The 17,458-nt window shown below is 71.6% G+C and carries 14 protein-coding genes; 7 read left to right on the top strand and 7 right to left on the bottom strand.

The window, feature by feature from the left end; all coding sequences use genetic code 11:
• The first annotated feature begins 273 nt into the window (after positions 1-273).
• Positions 274-1,374 (top strand): pectinesterase family protein, encoded by a 1,101-nt coding sequence (locus N6H00_RS02835; protein ID WP_268969918.1) that lies wholly within the window; start codon positions 274-276, stop codon positions 1,372-1,374.
• Between the two features lie 58 nt (positions 1,375-1,432).
• On the opposite strand, the gene xylA is transcribed toward N6H00_RS02835, so the two are convergent.
• Positions 1,433-2,605 carry a xylose isomerase gene (xylA, locus tag N6H00_RS02840; RefSeq protein WP_268969919.1) on the bottom strand — a complete coding sequence of 391 codons (1,173 nt, stop codon included), beginning with the start codon at positions 2,603-2,605 and terminating at the stop codon, positions 1,433-1,435.
• 118 nt (positions 2,606-2,723) lie between these two features.
• Here xylA and xylB point away from each other — a divergent pair, with 118 nt between their 5' ends.
• Positions 2,724-4,178, top strand: coding sequence for a xylulokinase (gene xylB / locus N6H00_RS02845; RefSeq protein WP_443072895.1), 1,455 nt, complete (start codon positions 2,724-2,726; stop codon positions 4,176-4,178).
• 50 nt (positions 4,179-4,228) lie between these two features.
• Positions 4,229-5,521: an ROK family transcriptional regulator gene (locus N6H00_RS02850; RefSeq protein WP_268969920.1), complete on the top strand. Its 1,293-nt coding sequence runs from the start codon at positions 4,229-4,231 to the stop codon at positions 5,519-5,521.
• Here N6H00_RS02850 and N6H00_RS02855 read toward each other — a convergent pair.
• Complete coding sequence (locus N6H00_RS02855; RefSeq protein WP_268969921.1) at positions 5,502-5,990, bottom strand: GNAT family N-acetyltransferase; 489 nt, start codon at positions 5,988-5,990, stop codon at positions 5,502-5,504. The two genes, N6H00_RS02850 and N6H00_RS02855, sit on opposite strands and share 20 nt — an antisense overlap.
• A gap of 517 nt (positions 5,991-6,507) precedes the next feature.
• Here N6H00_RS02855 and N6H00_RS02860 point away from each other — a divergent pair.
• Together N6H00_RS02860 and dxs are read left to right on the top strand one after the other, a co-directional pair.
• Positions 6,508-7,275, top strand: coding sequence for an inositol monophosphatase family protein (locus N6H00_RS02860; protein WP_268969922.1), 768 nt, complete (start codon positions 6,508-6,510; stop codon positions 7,273-7,275).
• 34 nt (positions 7,276-7,309) lie between these two features.
• A complete protein-coding gene (gene dxs, locus N6H00_RS02865) occupies positions 7,310-9,256 on the top strand; it encodes a 1-deoxy-D-xylulose-5-phosphate synthase (protein ID WP_443073191.1) in 1,947 nt (648 codons plus the stop codon).
• Between the two features lie 153 nt (positions 9,257-9,409).
• On the opposite strand, the gene N6H00_RS02870 is transcribed toward dxs, so the two are convergent.
• A complete protein-coding gene (locus N6H00_RS02870; RefSeq protein ID WP_268969924.1) occupies positions 9,410-10,270 on the bottom strand; it encodes a phosphatidylinositol-specific phospholipase C/glycerophosphodiester phosphodiesterase family protein in 861 nt (286 codons plus the stop codon).
• Between the two features lie 408 nt (positions 10,271-10,678).
• Here N6H00_RS02870 and N6H00_RS02875 point away from each other — a divergent pair, with 408 nt between their 5' ends.
• Both N6H00_RS02875 and N6H00_RS02880 read left to right on the top strand, forming a co-directional pair.
• Positions 10,679-12,091, top strand: coding sequence for a family 2B encapsulin nanocompartment shell protein (locus N6H00_RS02875; RefSeq protein ID WP_268969925.1), 1,413 nt, complete (start codon positions 10,679-10,681; stop codon positions 12,089-12,091).
• 71 nt (positions 12,092-12,162) lie between these two features.
• Positions 12,163-13,551: a family 2B encapsulin nanocompartment shell protein gene (locus tag N6H00_RS02880; RefSeq protein ID WP_268969926.1), complete on the top strand. Its 1,389-nt coding sequence runs from the start codon at positions 12,163-12,165 to the stop codon at positions 13,549-13,551.
• Between the two features lie 36 nt (positions 13,552-13,587).
• Here N6H00_RS02880 and N6H00_RS02885 read toward each other — a convergent pair whose 3' ends face one another.
• The 4 genes from N6H00_RS02885 to N6H00_RS02900 all read right to left on the bottom strand — a co-directional run bounded on the left by N6H00_RS02885 (position 13,588) and on the right by N6H00_RS02900 (position 17,325).
• Positions 13,588-13,782 carry a hypothetical protein gene (locus tag N6H00_RS02885; RefSeq protein WP_020866016.1) on the bottom strand — a complete coding sequence of 65 codons (195 nt, stop codon included), beginning with the start codon at positions 13,780-13,782 and terminating at the stop codon, positions 13,588-13,590.
• Positions 13,783-13,982: 200 nt separating this feature from the next.
• Positions 13,983-15,122, bottom strand: a complete 1,140-nt coding sequence (locus tag N6H00_RS02890) for an acyl-CoA dehydrogenase family protein (RefSeq protein ID WP_268969927.1) — start codon at positions 15,120-15,122, stop codon at positions 13,983-13,985.
• Positions 15,119-16,324 carry an acyl-CoA dehydrogenase family protein gene (locus tag N6H00_RS02895; protein WP_268969928.1) on the bottom strand — a complete coding sequence of 402 codons (1,206 nt, stop codon included), beginning with the start codon at positions 16,322-16,324 and terminating at the stop codon, positions 15,119-15,121. Before N6H00_RS02895 ends, N6H00_RS02890 begins: the two co-directional genes overlap by 4 nt.
• Positions 16,321-17,325: an NADPH:quinone oxidoreductase family protein gene (locus N6H00_RS02900; protein ID WP_268969929.1), complete on the bottom strand. Its 1,005-nt coding sequence runs from the start codon at positions 17,323-17,325 to the stop codon at positions 16,321-16,323. Before N6H00_RS02900 ends, N6H00_RS02895 begins: the two co-directional genes overlap by 4 nt.
• Positions 17,326-17,458 lie beyond the last annotated feature (133 nt).

Genomic DNA, 17,458 nt, shown 5'->3' on the forward strand with positions numbered 1-17,458 from the left:
GGCCCGGGGCGCTGCCGGAACACGGCTCGGCGGCGGGCCTCCCGGTCCGTCCCACGCGGCCGGCGACGGCAGATGGGACGGGCGGGGGGTCCAGCCGGGCCGGTGCCTGGGGACCCGACGGGCGGAAGAACCAGCAGACCGGTCACCGAAGACGAGACGGCCCGGAAGAAGCCGCCCGGCGGACGGCGGCGGGGCGGCAACCTTCGGGCGTGCCGTGGAGACCGTAAGGCGTCAACCTCCTCGGCACGCCCCCACGGGATGGAGTCAGCGACCATGCCCCTCACCCCACGGCGCCCCCGGCGGCGCCGCCCCGCTCCGCTCATCGGCTCCCTGGCCCTGGCCACCGGCGTCGGGCTCGCCGCCGCCCCGGCCGCCGGCTGGCTCGGCGACGGCGTCCGGGCCCACGCCGCCACGCCCACGGCCGCGGCGGCCACCATCGTGGTGGCCAAGGACGGCAGCGGCAACTACACCACCGTGCAGGCCGCCGTCGACGCGGTGCCGGCGAACAACACGTCCGCCGTCACCATCTCCGTCAAGCCCGGCACATACCGCGAGACGGTGAAGATCCCCGCCAACAAGCCGCACATCCGACTGGTCGGCACCACGAGCAGCAAGAACGACGTGACGATCGTCTACAACAACGCCTCCGGCACCGCCAAGCCCGGCGGAGGGACCTACGGCACCAGCGGCAGCGCGACCGTCGCCGTCGAGGCCGACGACTTCCAGGCCCGCAATCTGCAGTTCGTGAACGACTTCAACGAGTCCACCAGCAGCATCACCGACAAGCAGGCGGTCGCGCTGCGCACCGCGGGCGATCAGATCGTGCTGGACAACATCGGCGCGGTCGGCGACCAGGACACCCTGCTGCTCGACTCCGCGAGCAAGGACAAGACCGGCCGGGTGTACATCAACAACGCCTGGATCCAGGGGAATGTCGACTTCATCTTCGGCCGGGCCTCCGCCGTCATCAACAAGTCGGCGATCCGGCTCGTCAAGCGCTACGACGGCAGCTCCGGCGGCTATGTCGCGGCGCCCTCGACGGCGGCCGGCAAGAAGGGCTTCCTGTTCATCAACAGCAACATCACCGGGGATGTCAGCAGCCGCTCGTTCTACCTCGGCCGTCCCTGGCACGCGGGCGGCGATGCCAGCCTCGATCCGCAAGCGATCGTCCGCAATACGGATCTGTCAGCCGCGATCAAGACCACACCGTGGACGGACATGAGCGGCTTCTCCTGGAAGGACGACCGCTTCGCGGAGTACAAGAACACCGGCGCCGGGTCCGGTGCGGCGAGCACCGACCGGCCGCAGCTGACCGACGCCCAGGCCGCGGACTACGAGATCGCCGACTGGCTCGGCGGCTGGCAGCCCTCCTGAGCCGATGAGCCCCCGGGCGCCGGTCCCGTCGGGGGGCGGGACCGGCGCCCGGACGCGGTCAGCCGCGTGCGGCGAGCAGATGGTCCATGGCGAGCTGGTCGAGGCGCTCGAAGGCCATGGCGCGCCCGGCGGCCGCCTCGACATCGAAGTCCTCGAAGGCGGTGCGGTCCGCCAGCAGCGCCGCCGGGGTCTCGCCCTCGTTCAGGGTCGGCTCGCCCAGCTGGTCCAGGCGCGAGGCGCGCAGCGCCTCCTGGACCTCGGGGTCGGCGCGGAAGGCGGCCGCCCGCTCCTTGAGGATGAGGTAGTTGCGCATGCAGCCCGCCGCCGAGTCCCAGACGCCCGCGATGTCCTCGGTGCGCGGGGGCTTGAAGTCGAAGTGGCGCGGGCCCTCGTAGCCGCCCGTCTCCAGCAGGTCGACCAGCCAGAAGGCGGCCCGCAGATCGCCCGCGCCGAACCGCAGGTCCTGGTCGTACTTGATGCCGTTCTGGCCGTTGAGGTCGATGTGGAAGAGCTTGCCGGCCCACAGTGCCTGGGCGATGCCGTGCGGGAAGTTCAGCCCGGCCATCTGCTCGTGGCCGACCTCGGGGTTGACGCCGTACAGCTCGGGCCGCTCCAGCCGCTCGATGAAGGCCAGGGCGTGGCCGACGGTCGGCAGCAGGATGTCGCCGCGCGGCTCGTTGGGCTTGGGCTCGATGGCGAAGCGCAGATCGTAGCCCTGCTCGGTGACATAGGCGCCGAGCAGGTCGAACGCCTCCTTCATCCGGTCCAGCGCGGCGCGCACGTCCTTGGCGCCGCCGGACTCCGCGCCCTCGCGGCCGCCCCAGGCCACATAGGTCTTGGCGCCCAGTTCGACGGCGAGGTCGATGTTGCGCATGGTCTTGCGCAGCGCGTAGCGGCGTACGTCGCGGTCGTTGGCGGTGAACGCGCCGTCCTTGAAGACCGGGTGGGTGAAGAGGTTGGTGGTGGCCATGGGCACGGTCATCCCGGTCGCGTCCAGGGCCTGCCGGAAGCGCTTGATGTGCGATTCGCGCTCGGTCTCCGAGGCGCCGAAGGGGATGAGGTCGTCGTCGTGGAAGGTCACGCCGTACGCGCCGAGTTCGGCGAGCCGGGTCACGGACTCCACGGGGTCGAGCGCCGGGCGGGTGGCATCGCCGAACGGGTCCCGGCCCTGCCAGCCGACCGTCCACAGTCCGAAGGTGAACCTGTCCTCGGGGGTGGGGTTGTAGCTCATCACGGCTCCCTCGCCTATTTCGTCATGGCGCTTTACAAATTAGTATGCGCGAGCATTCCGGGGAAGCCCCGTACCACCCGCACACCGCACGACCCAAGGACACAAGGGAGAGCGCGAGATGGCAGCAGCAGCCGTGCCCGTGCCGCAAGGACCGCTCGTCGTCGGCGTGGACAGCTCCACGCAGTCGACCAAGGCGCTCGTCGTCGACTCCGCGACCGGCGCGGTCGTCGCCCGGGGACAGGCCCCGCACACCGTCGGCGGCGGTGACGGCACCGGTAAGGAGTCCGTCCCCGAGCAGTGGTGGGAGGCGCTGACCGAGGCGCTGCGCCAGTGCGGGACCCCGGCCCGGGAGGCGGCCGCGGTCTCCGTGGGCGGCCAGCAGCACGGGCTGGTCACGCTGGACGCCTCGGGCCGCTCGGTGCGGCCCGCCCTGCTGTGGAACGATGTGCGCTCCGCGCCGCAGCGCGACCGGCTCATCGAGGAGCTGGGCGGCCCGAAGACCTGGGCGGAGCGGATCGGCAGCGTGCCCCCGACGTCGTTCACCGTCACCAAGTGGGCCTGGCTGATGGAGAACGAGCCGGAGGCGGCGCGCGCCACCGCGGCCGTCCGGCTCCCTCACGACTATCTCACCGAGCGACTCACCGGCTACGGCACCACCGACCGCGGCGAAGCCTCGGGCAGCGGCTGGTGGGCCTCGGGCACCGAGTCCTACGACGAGGAGATCCTGGACCTGATCGGGCTCTCCCCCGAGCTGCTGCCGCGCGTGCTGCGCCACGGCGAGGCCGCCGGGACCGTGCGGGAGCTGCCCGATCTGCCGCTGCCCACCGGCGCCCTGGTGGCCACCGGCACGGGCGACAACATGGCGGCCGCCCTGGGGCTCGGCCTGCGCCCGGGACAGCCGGTGCTGAGCCTGGGCACCTCCGGCACCGTCTACGCGGTCTCGGTACACCGGCCCGCCGACCCCACCGGGGTGGTCGCCGGCTTCGCCGACACGCGTGACGCATGGCTGCCGCTGGCCTGCACGCTCAACTGCACGCTCGCGGTCGACCGGATCGCGGCACTGCTGGGCCGCGACCGGGAGGCGGTGGAGCCGGGCGGCTCGACCGTGCTGCTGCCGTTCCTCGACGGTGAGCGCACCCCCAACCTGCCGCACGCCTCCGGGCTGCTGCACGGTCTGCGCCACGACACCACACCGGGCCAGGTGCTCCAGGCCGCCTACGACGGCGCCGTCTTCGCCCTGCTCACCGCGCTGGACCAGGTGCTGGACGAGGACGCGGCGCCCGACGCCCCGCTGCTGCTCATCGGCGGCGGCGCCAAGGGCACGGCGTGGCGGGAGACGGTCCTGCGGCTGAGCGGACGCCCGGTACGGGTGCCCCGGGCCGAGGAACTGGTCGCCCTCGGGGCCGCCGCGCAGGCCGCGGGGCTGGTACTGGGCGAGGACCCGGCGGCGGTGGCGCGGCGCTGGCAGACCGCCGAGGGGCCGTCCTTCGATCCGGTACCCCGCGACGAGGCGGCCCTGGAGCGGCTCTCCCGGGTGCTGTCCGACGCGGACGGCCTGCTGCGCCGCGGCTGAGCACCGCGCGTGGCGGCCGGGCGGCCCCGGTGTCGTACCGGCCCGGCACAATGAGCGGATCGGGCGAGAGGAGACGGATTCAGGTGGCAGCGCCACTGCCCAACACCCAGCAGGCGATGCGCCGGCGCAATCTCTCCCTCGTGCTGCACGCCGTGGCCGCCCACGGCCCGCTGTCCCGTGCGTCGGTGGCGGCCCGGGTGGGGCTGACCCGGGCCGCCGTCTCCACGCTCGTCGACGAGCTGATCCGGGACGGCCTGCTGGTCGAGCTGGGCCCCTCCCGGCCCGGCACGGTCGGCCGTCCCGGCAGCGCCCTGCAACTCAATGAGCGCGGTCCGGCCGGGCTCGGCGCGGAGATCGGGGTGGACCACCTCGCGGTGTGCGCGGTGGACCTGACCGGGCGGGTGCGGGCCCGTACGGAGGTCGCGTCGGCCAACCGTGACCGTTCACCGGCCCCGGTGCTCGCCCAGCTCTCCGCCCTGGTCGGTGAGGTCGCGGCGGAGGCCGGACGGGACGGGCTGCGACCGGTGGGGCTCGCGGTCGCGGTGCCCGGTCTGGTGGCACGGGACGCGTCCCTGGTCGTGCGCGCCCCCAATCTCGGCTGGGAGGGGGTGGACATCGGCCCCGGGCTGCGCGCGGCGCTGCCCGGTCTGCCGGTGGCCGTCGACAACGAGGCGAATCTGGGCGCGCTCGCCGAGCTGTGGCGGGGCGGCCACGACCCGGCTCCCCGGGACTTCGTCCATGTCTCGGCCGAGATCGGCATCGGCGCCGCGGTCGTGCTCGACGGACGGCTGCTGCGCGGCACCCACGGTTTCGCGGGTGAGCTGGGCCATGTGCCGGTACGTCCCGAGGGGCCCGCGTGCGCCTGCGGCGGACGCGGCTGTCTGGAGCAGTACGCGGGCGAGGAGGCGGTGCTGCGGGCGAGCGGCCTGTCCCCCGAGCAGGCCGCGGCCGAACACCCGGGCCCCGGCGGTCGTATCGCCCTGCTGGCCGTGCGGGCGGCGGGCGGCGACCGGCAGGTGCGGCGCGCGCTGCGCGGGGCGGGCTCGGCGCTCGGCATCGCCCTCGCGGGCGCGGTGAACCTCCTGGACCCGGAGAGGGTGGTGCTCGGCGGCGCGCTGACGCCGCTGGCGCCCTGGCTGCTGCCCGCCCTGGAGCGGGAGCTGGGCCGGCGGCTCGCCGACCCGGCCCGTCCGGGCGGCGGGGCGGTGACGGTCTCCCGGCTCGGCCCGGACGGTCCGCTGCTGGGCGCGGCCAGTTCGGTGGTGCAGGCGGTCCTCGACGATCCGGCGAGGTTCAGGGACCTCGCCGGGGACGGGGCCGGGCTCAGAGGAAGCGATGCATGATGTGCAGCCCCACATAGCCCTTGGTGGGGTGGTCGAACGCCTGGGGAACGGTGCCGATCACCTCGAAGCCGAGTGAGCGCCACAGCGCCACCGCCCGGGTGTTGCTCTCCACCACGGCGTTGAACTGCATTGCCCGGTAGCCCTCGGCGCGCGCCCACTCCAGGACGTGCTCACCCAGCGCCCGACCCACACCGCGCCCGCCGTGCTCGGGGGCCACCATGAAACTGGCCCCCGCGACATGCGCGCCGGGCCCCATCTGGTTCGGGTTCATCTTGGCCGAGCCGAGGACCACGCCGTCGGAATCGGTGGCGACGACGGTACGGCTCGGGGGCTTCAGCATCCAGATGTCGCGGGCCCGGTCCTCGGCCATGTCGCGGGGGTAGGTGTAGGTCTCGCCCGCGGCGACGATACGGCGCAGGAAGGCCCATATGGCGGGCCAGTCCTCGGCGGTGGCGGTCCTGATCAACATGCGGCCCAGGATGGCGGCGGACCCGGTGGACCCGCGAACGGTTTTTCAAGGCCGCGCTCGCTCCAGGCACACCCACCGCTTCGACCTGCTTCGATCATGTGCGCCCCTGAGACCGCCGGCCGGGCAACAGCCCCGCCTGCCACGGCGAGGGGAAACACCTGCAATCCCATCGGCATCCAGACGTGAAATCACCGCAGTGACACCAGAAAACCCAATGGCCGATTGGACGCCAGAACATATGCGACAAAATTCCATCGATCGGGCGCGAATCCGTCGGCGCGCAAACCGAGGCAACGTCCGCCAGCTGCCAGCAGGCTCAATCATCACGCCGAGAGTGCTCGCGCGCCGAGAAAACAGATCGAGACAATCACGGCAGTTTACGCCGATGTAACCCAGAGTAGCTGTGTGCGATCATTCCGCAGGCGAGGATGGCGGCTGAAAGGATCATTCGGTCACGCCGATTCCGGGGGTATTGATGCAAGAAAATAAAACGCTGGTCACTTCTGCGCGGGGGAGCGTGGACTTACCGTATGCGGCCCTGGCACTGGAGGCGGCCGAGGAAGGCGCCAAGGCCATTGATGAGCACGCCGCGGAATTCCTCCAGTCGGTGACCAGCAAGGGAGCCCGCTACGACCTTGTGACGCGCGCCGACAAGGAAGCGGAGCGCGCGATCATCCACCACCTCTCGACCCGAAGCCCGAGCGACGGAATCCTCGCCGAGGAGACCGGATCGCGGGAGGGGACCTCTGGGTTGCGGTGGGTGATCGACCCGATCGACGGGACCACGAACTTCGTGCACGGGCGACGCGACTTCGCCGTCTCGGTCGGGCTCGAGTCACGCGACGGGATCTTCGCGGGTGCCGTGGTCCGGCCCGCTCACGGCGACTGGGCCGCGGCGGAAGGAGACCGGGTCTTCTCCAGCGCAGGACACCGGATGTCGGTCTCCTCGGTCCGGGTGAACGAGGCCCTGGTCGCAGTCGGCCTCTGCCACGACGCCACCGCACGGGCGTTCACCCTGCGGCAGATCGTGCCGGCCCTGGTCGCCCAGGTCCAGGACTGGCGCTGGGTGGGATCCGCCGCCTGCGATCTCTTCTCGGTGGCCGACGGCTCACTCGACGGCTACGTCGGAATCAATCTCAGCATCTGGGACATCGCAGCCGGTATCGCTCTGGTGAAGGCCGCCGGGGGTCAGTGCGAAACCGTTCGGGCCGGGCAGATCGACGCTTTCCTCGCGGGATCTCCCGAAGTCGTCGCGGGACTGAAGCACGCCCTCATCAACCTGTGAACTCCTGGGAAACGGTGCAGAAAGGAATCCCATGGTGCAACTGCTCAACGAGATCAGCTCCCCGGAAGACCTGCACAAGCTGTCCGAAGGGGAGTTGGAACGCCTTGCCTCGGAGATACGCACCTTCCTCATCGAGCACGTCTCACAGACCGGTGGTCACCTGGGTCCCAATCTCGGCGTAGTAGAACTCACATTAGCGCTGCACCGGGTTTTCGATTCTCCCAAGGATTCCATCGTGTGGGACACCGGACACCAGTCCTATGTCCACAAGATCGTCACGGGGCGCCGGCACATGTTCCCCACGCTCCGCACGAAGGGCGGCCTCTCGGGCTATCCGTCACGAGCGGAATCCGCACACGACCTGGTCGAGAACTCCCATGCCTCCACGGCCCTCGCCTACGCCGACGGATTGTCCAAGGCGTACGCGCTGCGGGGCGAGGTCGATCGGTGCACGGTGGCAGTCATCGGTGATGGTGCCTTGACAGGCGGCATGGCATGGGAGGCTCTGAACAACATCGCGTCGGCGGGCAGCTCCAGGCCCCTGGTGATCGTCGTCAACGACAACGGCCGCTCCTACTCGCCCACGGTCGGAGGGCTGGCGCGGCACCTCTCGGCGCTGCGGACCCTGCCGGCGTACGAGAGGTTCCTGGCAGCCGGTAAGGAGCTCCTCGACCGTACGCCCGTCGTCGGCAATCCCGTCTACGGGGCCCTGCACGGCGTCAAGCAGGGACTCAAGGACATCGTGGCACCGCAGGCGCTCTTCGAAGATCTCGGTATCAAGTACGTCGGGCCGGTGGACGGACACGACGTCACCGAGTTGGAGAACTCCCTGCGCCTGGCCAAGGGGTTCGGAAGTCCGGTCATCGTCCACTGCATCACGGAGAAGGGACGCGGATACAGCCCTGCCGAACGGGACGAAGCCGAACGGTTCCACGCCGTGGGAAAGATCGACTCCCGCACCGGGGAAGCGTCGTCGGACGGTTCCCAGAGCTGGACGTCCGTCTTCGCCGCGGAAATCGCCGAGATCGGTGCGGAGAACCCGAGCGTCACCGCCATCACGGCGGCCATGCAAGGTCCGGTCGGACTGGGTGAGTTCGGCAAACGCCACCCCGACCGGTTCTTCGACGTCGGGATCGCGGAACAGCACGCGGTCACCTCGGCGGCCGGCATGGCGATGGCTGGTCTGCATCCCGTCGTCGCCGTGTACTCCACCTTCCTGAACCGGGCCTTCGATCAGCTCCTCATGGACGTCGCCCTGCACCGGTGCGGCGTGACGTTCGTACTGGACCGCGCCGGCATCACCGGCAGTGATGGTGCCAGCCACAACGGCATGTGGGATCTGTCCCTGCTCAACATGGTTCCCCACCTGCGCGTGGCCGTCCCCCGGGACGCCGACACCCTTCGTGAAGAACTCCGCGAGGCCGTCGACGTCACGGACGCGCCGACAGCCCTGCGCTTCCCCAAAGGCGCGGTCGAGCCCACCGTGCCCGCGCTCGAACGCAGGCACGGCGTCGACGTGCTGTACGCATCCGAGCAGCGCGGCGTACTGATCGTCGGTGTGGGCGCCATGGCAGGTCCGTGCGTACGCGTAGCGCACCGGCTCTCCGACGACGGCGTCGACGCCACGGTCATCGACCCGAGGTGGGTCAAGCCGGTTCCCGAGGGACTCGTCCGGCTGGCCCGTGGATATCGTCATGTCGTCACCGTGGAGGACAGTGGACGCATGGGGGGCGTGGGGGCAGCCGTGACGCAGGCGCTGCGTGATGCCCGTGTCGCCGTTCCGGTGGACGTCATCGGCATTCCCCAACAGTTCCTCGACCACGGGTCGCGCGGTGAACTCCTCGCGGAACTGGGACTCGCCGAGGACGCCCTGCACCAGGCCATCTACGGCGCCGTGGACCTCGGCCCGAGCAGGAACGGGGGCCGGCGCCGGGGAGGGGGAATCCCGAGCAACCTGGTGCCGATCGCCGACAACGCCTGATGAGGCGGCCACCGGGCCTCGTACGCCACCGCGGCCAACGAGGTGACGGAGCCCGCTCACGGTGAGACAGGTGCCATGCGGAAGGGGTGCTCCTCGATCAGGGGCACCCCTCTTCGTGTTCCGCCGGTGGCCGCCCGGGAGCCGTACGGCGCGTCAGTGGGCGTCGCGCAGGAAAACCTCCAGCCCCGCCAGGTCGTCGGTGTTGAGGTAGTCCACATCGGCGGCCAGGAGCTCACGCCACAGGGCGTCGCGTTCCGGCCCGGCCACGTCCGGGGTGGCCCAGAAACGCACGGCCTGCCGGGCGGCGTGCGCGGAGGCGACCAGGCGGCGCAGCGTCTCGCGCTCCGCCGGCGGTATCGGCCCGGCTCCCGTCCAGGTGAAGGACTTGGTCCAGTCCGCGCTGATGAGCGGGACGAAGGAGGCGGGCACGCCCGTGCCGAGGTCCTCCAGGCGTCCGTCGTAGAAGGCGTGGCGCACCTTCTCGGCCTCCATGGGGGCGCGTGCGCCGCGGTCGCCGGAGATGACGGCGGTCACCGCGCCGCGGCGCACCCGGCCGCCGACCCCGCCGTAGGCGGCGCTGAACAGGTGGCCGTAGCGGCGCAGCCGCTTGGCCAGTTCCCGATAGGTGGGCTCCCCGGCGGTCTTGATGTCGATCAGCAGTTGCAGGGACAGGTCGTAGCCGCGGTAGACCCGGCCTCCGCCCGCCTTCACCCGCCGGGCCAGCGGGTCGAGGTAGAGCGACTCCAGGGTGCGGGTGGGGTCCAGCTCGGTGGCGTCGTGGGCGACCAGCAACTGGCCGTCGACCAGCCAGATGTCGGCCTCCACACTGCCGAAGCCGTGGGCGAGCGCGTCGGTGAGCGGGTGCGGGTGCTCGTAGTCGTTGTGGGCGTGGGCTCTGGCCAGCGGCCGCTCGCCCTTCGAAGCGGACGTGCTCGCGAACGCGGGCGCGGCCGCGCCGCCCGCCAGAGCTGCTCCGAGGGTGAGGACAAAGGCACGGCGTGTACGGCGGACCATGGGGCCTCCCGGCTCTCGTCCCGGCGTGATGCCGGATACGCACGATGGACGCCAGTGAGTATCGGGGGCCCGTGCGCCCAAGGGGCAGTGGTGTGCGAAGAGTTCCACGGGTGGTCCCCGGCCATTTCCTCGCCGTTCCCGAGGTGCCGGGGCGGTGGCGGCGGTGCCCGCCCGCGGGGCGCGGGGCGGACGCGCGGGCGCCGGGTGCACGGCGGCTGTCCGTCCTCCGGGACAATCCGTCCGTCCTCCGGGGCAATCGGAGTGTTTACCCGTCCGCGGCGGTGGTCATTACCGTATCCAGGCACTCTTTTGAGTGAATGCATCGCCCAAAATCCGCTGATAGCTTGGCAGTTGCTCGAGCGCGGAATTACTCCTCAGGGTGCGTACAGGGATGGGTGAGCATTCACGATGACGACGTCCGTTGGACCGGGTTCCGGTACCGATATTTCACAGCCGCCGTTGAGCCTGGGCACGGCGGCCGCACGGAATCTGGCGACGACGACCAAATCCGTTCCGCAGATGCAGGGCATCACCTCCCGATGGCTGCTGCGCATGCTGCCGTGGGTGCAGGTTCCGGGTGGTTCCTACCGGGTGAACCGCCGGGCGTCGCACACGCTCGGCAACGGCCGCGTGGAGTTCACCACCACCGGGGCCGCGGTGCGGGTCATCCCGGTCGAGCTGCGCGAGCTGCCGCTGCTGCGCGCTTTCGAGGACACCGCGGTGCTCGAGGCCCTGGCGGACCGCTTCACCCAGCGGGAGTTCGCGCCCGGCGATGTGCTGGTGGAGGCCGGGCGTCCGGCCGATGAGCTCCTCCTCATCGCGCACGGCAAGGTCGACAAGCTGACCGAGGGCGCGTTCGACGAACCCTCGGTGGTCGGTTCGGCCGCCGGCGGCGACCACATCGGAGAGCCGGAGCTGGCCGCCGCCGAGGCGGGCACCTGGGGCGTCACCGTGAAGGCCGTGACGTCCTGCACGGTGCTGGCCCTGCCGCGGCAGGAGTTCGAGGAGCAGCTGGACCGTTCCCCGGGGCTGCGCGCACATGTGGAGGCGGTGCGCTCGGCACCGGAGGCCGAGCAAAACGAGCACGGGGAGGCGGACATCGCCCTGGCCTCGGGCCATTCGGGCGAGCCGGTTCTGCCGGGCACGTTCGCGGAGTACGAACTGGCCCCGCGCGAGTACGAGCTGAGCGTGGCGCAGACCGTGCTGCGCGTCCACACCCGCGTCGCCGACCTCTACAACGAGCCCATGAACCAGGTCGAGCAGCAGCTCCGCCTCACCATCGAGGCCCTGCGCGAACGCCAGGAACACGAACTGATCAACAACCCCGAGATCGGGCTGCTGCACAACGCCGACCTCTCCCAGCGCATCCACACCCGCAGCGGACCCCCCACCCCCGACGACCTCGACGCGCTGCTGGCCACCGTCTGGAAGGACCCGGGACTGATCCTGGCGCATCCACGGGCCATCGCGGCGATCGGCCGTGAGTTCAACAGCCGCGGCATCTCCCCGCAGCCCACGCAGGTGAACGGCCATTCATTGCCGGCCTGGCGAGGTGTGCCCATCTTCCCGTGCAACAAGATTCCGGTGACCCGGAGCGGGGTGAGCTCGATTCTCGTCCTGCGCACCGGGGAGGAGAACCAGGGGGTCATCGGACTGCACCGCACCGGAATTCCCGACGAATACCAGCCAAGTCTCTCGGTGCGGTTCATGGGAATCAGCGAGCAGGCCATCATCTCGTATCTCGTCAGCGCCTACTATTCCGCGGCCGTGCTCGTCCCGGACGCGCTCGGAATTCTGGAGAACGTGGAAGTCGGACTCTGACGTCCGCCCGACCGGGCCCGTGGCCTTCGCATCCCTTCCCGATGATCTACCGAAATGGGTGATGAGCACATATGACCACCTCCGTGGAGTCCGGTGAGCAGCCGCTGAGTCTGGGCACGGCCGCCGCACGGAATCTGGCGACCACCACCAAGTCCGTTCCGCAGATGCAGGCCATCTCCTCCCGGTGGCTGCTGCGGGTCCTCCCCTGGGTCCAGGTGTCCGCCGGCACGTACCGGGTGAACCGCCGGCTGACCTACACGGTCGGGGACGGGCGGGTGGAGTTCATCACCACTGGATCGCAGGTGCGGGTCATCCCGCCGGAGCTGGGTGAGCTGCCGACGCTGCGCGGCTTCGAGGACACCGCCGTGCTGGAGGCGCTGGCCGACGGCTGTGTCCAGCGCGAGTACGCGCCCGGGGATGTGCTGGTGGAGGCGGGCCGCCCGGCCGACCAGGTGTACCTGATCGCCCATGGCAAGGTCCGGCAGATCGCCCCCGGCGCCTATGACGAGGGCAGCACGCTGGCGGTGCTGGCCGATGGGGAGTACTTCGGCGACGCCGCCCTGACCGGCCCGGAGCAGACCTGGGAGTTCACCGTCCGGGCCGTCACCCGGACCACGGTGCTCACCCTCCCCCGGCGCGCTCTCCAGGAGGCCGCCGACCGCTCCGAGTCGCTGCGCGACCATCTCCAGGGGCTCGCCGACCGGCCCGCACCCGCTCAGAACCGGCGCGGTGAGGCCGATATCGCCATCGCGTCCGGCCACTCGGGCGAGCCGGTGCTGCCGGGCACGTTCGTGGAGTACGAACTGGCCCCGCGCGAGTACGAGCTGAGCGTGGCCCAGACCGTGCTGCGCGTCCACACCCGCGTCGCCGACCTCTACAACGAGCCCATGAACCAGGTCGAGCAGCAGCTCCGCCTCACCATCGAGGCCCTGCGCGAACGCCAGGAACACGAACTGATCAACAACCCCGAGTTCGGCCTGCTGCACAACGCCGACCTCTCCCAGCGCATCCACACCCGCAGCGGACCCCCCACCCCCGACGACCTCGACGAACTGCTGGCGCGGCGCCGCAAGACCCAGTACCTGCTGGCGCATCCGCGCACCATCGCGGCCTTCGGGCGCGAGTGCAACAGCCGTGGTCTGTATCCGCAGGGCGTCGAGGTGGCGGGGGTGGCGGTGCGGGCGTGGCGCGGGGTTCCGCTGCTGCCCTGCAACAAGATCCCGGTCAGCGAGTCCGGCACCAGCTCCATCCTGGCGATGCGCACCGGGGAGGAGAACCAGGGCGTCATCGGTCTGCACCAGACCGGTATCCCGGATGAGTACGAGCCCAGTCTGAACGTCCGGTTCATGGGCATCAGCGAACAGGCCGTGACGTCCTATCTGGTCTCCGCCTACTACTCGGCGGCGATCCTGGTGCCCGATGCGGTGGGTGTGCTGGAGGACGTCGAGATCGGCCGCTGAGCCGGGCCCGGAGGGGCCGCCCGCCGCGGACGTGGATCAGGGACGGACACTGCTGACCACGTCCGCGGTGGCGGCGAGCCCCTCGGAGATGGTGGGCGCCACACTGCTGCTCGCCAGGTAGAAGCCGAGCGTCACACAGACCAGCGCATGGGAGATGCGCAGTCCGCCGCTGCGGAGAAAGACCACCGTCAGGATCAGAAGCAGCAGGACCACGGAGATGGAAATGGCCATGGGTAGCCTCCTCGGCCGCTACGAAGCATCGGAATCCGGCCGTCAGTGTGGCTCACCATCGCCCGTGGACCGCCGTGACCTGGTGCTCCATACGGGTGCCGTTCTGCTGTCCGATTACTCCGCAGCGGTTTACTCCCCGGCGGCCGTACCGCCCCGGCGGCGTGATCGCGGAGCGGGGGCGGGTTCGCCGGACCGGCCGGTCAGCCGGTGGGGGCCGCCAGGTCCACCAGCCCGGCGAGCGTCTCCCGGTGGCGGCCGGGGGTGCCCAGCGCGATCTGGTCGCTCTTGGCCCGCTTGAGATACAGATGCGCCGGGTGTTCCCAGGTCATGCCGATACCGCCGTGCAGCTGGACGCACTCCTCGGCCGCGTGCACCGCCACCTCGGCGCAGTGCGCCTGGGCCACGGCCACCGCGACCGGTGTGTCCGGGCTGTCCGTGGCCAGTGCGTCGGCCGCGTAGCGGGCGGTGGCGCGCGCCGAGACCAGTTCCAGCCACAGCGCGGCCATGCGGTGTTTGAGCGCCTGGAAGGAGCCGATGGGGCGCCCGAACTGATGGCGCTCCTTGGTGTGCCGGACGGTCTCGGTCAGACACCATTCGGCCACGCCCAGCTGCTCGGAGGCGAGCAGGCCGGCCCCGGTCAGCAGCGCCCGCCCGATGGCGGCCCCGGCCCGGTCGGGCCCGGCCAGCCGGCGCGCGGGGGCGCCGGTGAGGGTCACGGTGGCGAGCGGCCTGGTGAGGTCGAGTGAGGTGAGGGGTTCGACGGTGACGCTGGTCTCCGCGGTCTCCACGGCGTACAGCCCGTATCCGTCCGTACCGGCGGCGGGGACGAGCAGCACATCGGCGCCCGGGGCGTCCGCGACACCGGAGACCTGGCCGCTGAGCGTTCCGTCGCCGTCGGCCCTGACGGTCGCGGCGGGTGGGGCGGAGGCGCCGGCCGCGGTGGACAGCGGCACCGCGAGGGCGCCGACCGTGCGGCCCTCGGCGAGCGCGCCGAGCAGCCGGGCCACGGCCGGTTGGCCGGTGTCGCAGCCGAGCAGCGCCGCGACGGCGAGGACGGCGCTGGTGAGGTAGGGCACGGGGGCGACGGCGCGGCCGAGCTCCTCCATGACGACCGCCGCCTCGCGCGCGGTGGCGCCCTGACCGCCGAGCTTGTCGGGCACCAGCAACCCGGCGGTGCCCATCTCGGCGCCCAGCGCGCGCCACAGCGCCGCGTCGTACGCCCGGCCGCTCTCGGCCTCGGCGAGCACCGCGGCGGGCGGGCAGTGGTCGGTGAGCAGCGACCGTACGGCCGCGCGCAGATCGTCCTCCGCCTCGGAGTAGAGCAGGTCCGGGGTGCTCATCGGGGCAGGTCCTTCCACGGGAGGTCCTTGTCGGTGCGCGGCTCGGGCGGCAGGCCCAGGACGCGTTCGGCGATGATGTTGAGCAGCACCTCCGAGGTGCCGCCCTCGATGGAGTTGCCCTTGGCGCGCAGATAGCGGTAGCCGGCCTCGCGCCCGGTGAAGTCCACCAGTTCGGGGCGGCGCAGCGTCCAGTCGTCGTAGCGCAGGCCCTCCTCGCCCAGCAGCTCGACCTCCAGCGCGCTGATCTGCTGGTTGAGGCGGGCGAAGGCGAGCTTCATGGCCGAGCCCTCGGGGCCGGGCTGGCCGACCGCGAGCTGCTGGCGCAGCCGCTCGCCCGCGAGCCGGGCCGCCTCGGACTCCACCCACAGCCGCAGCAGCCGCTGGTGGAGGTCGTGGGTGCGCAGTTCGGGCCGTTCCCGCCAGGTGTCGGCGACCAGGCCGATCATGCCGCCCTCGCGGGGGACGCGGCCGCCGCCGATGGCGACCCGTTCGTTCATCAAGGTGGTCTGGGCGACGCGCCAGCCCTCGCCGATCTCGCCGAGCCGCCGGCTGTCGGGGATCCGCACACCGGTGAGGAAGACCTCGTTGAACTCCGCCTCGCCGGTGATCTGGCGCAGCGGCCGGACCTCGACACCGGGGTCGGTCATATCGCAGACGAAGTAGCTGATGCCCCGGTGTTTGGGCTGGTCGGGGTCGGTGCGGGCGATGAGGATGGCCCAGCGGGCGAGATGGGCGCTGGAGGTCCAGACCTTCTGCCCGTCGACCACCCAGTCGTCGCCGTCGCGTACGGCCCGGGTGGCCAGGGCCGCGAGGTCGGAGCCGGCGCCGGGCTCGCTGAACAGCTGGCACCACACCTCCTCGCCGGTCCACAGCGGGCGCAGCAGCCGCTGCCGCTGCTCGTCGGTGCCGAAGCCGAGGATGGTGGGGGCGGCCATGCCCAGGCCGATGCCGATGCGGCGGGGGTCGTTGTCGGGGGCGCCCGCGGCCTCCAGTTCGGCGTCGACGACGGCCTGGAGCGCACGCGGGGCGTCCAGGCCGCCGAGTCCGGCCGGGTAGTGCACCCAGGCGAGTCCCGCGTCGAAGCGGGCGCGCAGGAAGTCCAGGCGGTCGGTGGTGGCGGGTGGGTGGGCGTCGAGGAGGTCACGGACGCGGCGGCGCAGCTCGTCGGCGTCCACGGCGGGGCGGTGCCGGGTGGCGCTCATCGGGTCCCTCCGGCGGCCTGTCCGGGGAGGACCACCACACGGCCGGTGGTGATGCCGTCGGCGACGCGCTGCACGGCGCCGGCCGCGCCCTCCATCGGCACGCGCTCGCTGACCAGCGGTGTGACGGTGCCCTGTGCGGCGAGCTTGGTCAGCTCCTCGTGACAGGCGCGGACGGCGGCCGGGTCGTGGGTGTTGTACAGGCCCCAGTGCAGACCGAGGATGGCGTAGTTCTTGACCAGGGCGTGGTTGAGGGCGGCCTTGGGGATGACGCCGCTGGCGAAGCCGACGACCACCACGCGGCCCTCGAAGGCGACGCATTTGACGGATTTGGCGAAGGCGTCGCCGCCGACGGGGTCGTAGACGACATCGGCGCCGCGTCCCGCGGTGGCCTCCTTGACGGCCGCCACGATGTCGTCGGTGCGCCGGTCGAGGACGAGGTCGCAGCCCAGTTCGCGGGCGACGCGGGCCTTGTCGTCGCCGCCGACGACCCCGATCACGGTCGCCCCGGCCGCCTTGCCGAGCTGGACGGCGGCGCTGCCGACCCCGCCCGCGGCGGCGTGCACCAGGAGCGTCTCGCCGGACCGCAGCCCGGCCCTGCGGTGCAGGCCGAACCAGCCGGTCTGGTAGCCGATGTGCAGCGCCGCGGCCTCGGCGTCGTCCAGTGCGTCGGGCGCGGGCAGGGCGGCCTCCGCCGCCACCGGCACCAGTTCGGCGAAGCCGCCCGCCGGAAGCGTGGGCGTGGCCAGGACGCGGGAGCCCACCTCGCCGTCGGCGCCCTCGCCGACGGCGACGACCTCACCGCACAGCTCGACGCCGGGGGTGAACGGCAGGGGCGGCCGCACCTGGTACTGGCCGCGGCAGAGGAGGGCGTCGGGGAAGTTGACGTTGACGGCCCGGACTCGCAGCAGCAGCTGTCCCGGTCCCGCCGCCGGATCCGGCACCTCTTCGAGGCGCATGACCTCACCCGGCTCGCCGTTGTCGTGCACTCGCCATGCCTGCATCCGCTGGCCTCCACTAACGGGTCGTAAGGACGCGGTACCGCGCCGGGCGGAACATACTAACCAGTCGGTACGAGGAGGGGAACCGCCACGGCCGTCAGCCATCCCGCCCCGCCCGCCCGGCGGTCGATGAACT

Source organism: Streptomyces sp. S465 (genome assembly GCF_026898115.1).
Classification (GTDB): domain Bacteria; phylum Actinomycetota; class Actinomycetes; order Streptomycetales; family Streptomycetaceae; genus Streptomyces; species Streptomyces luomodiensis.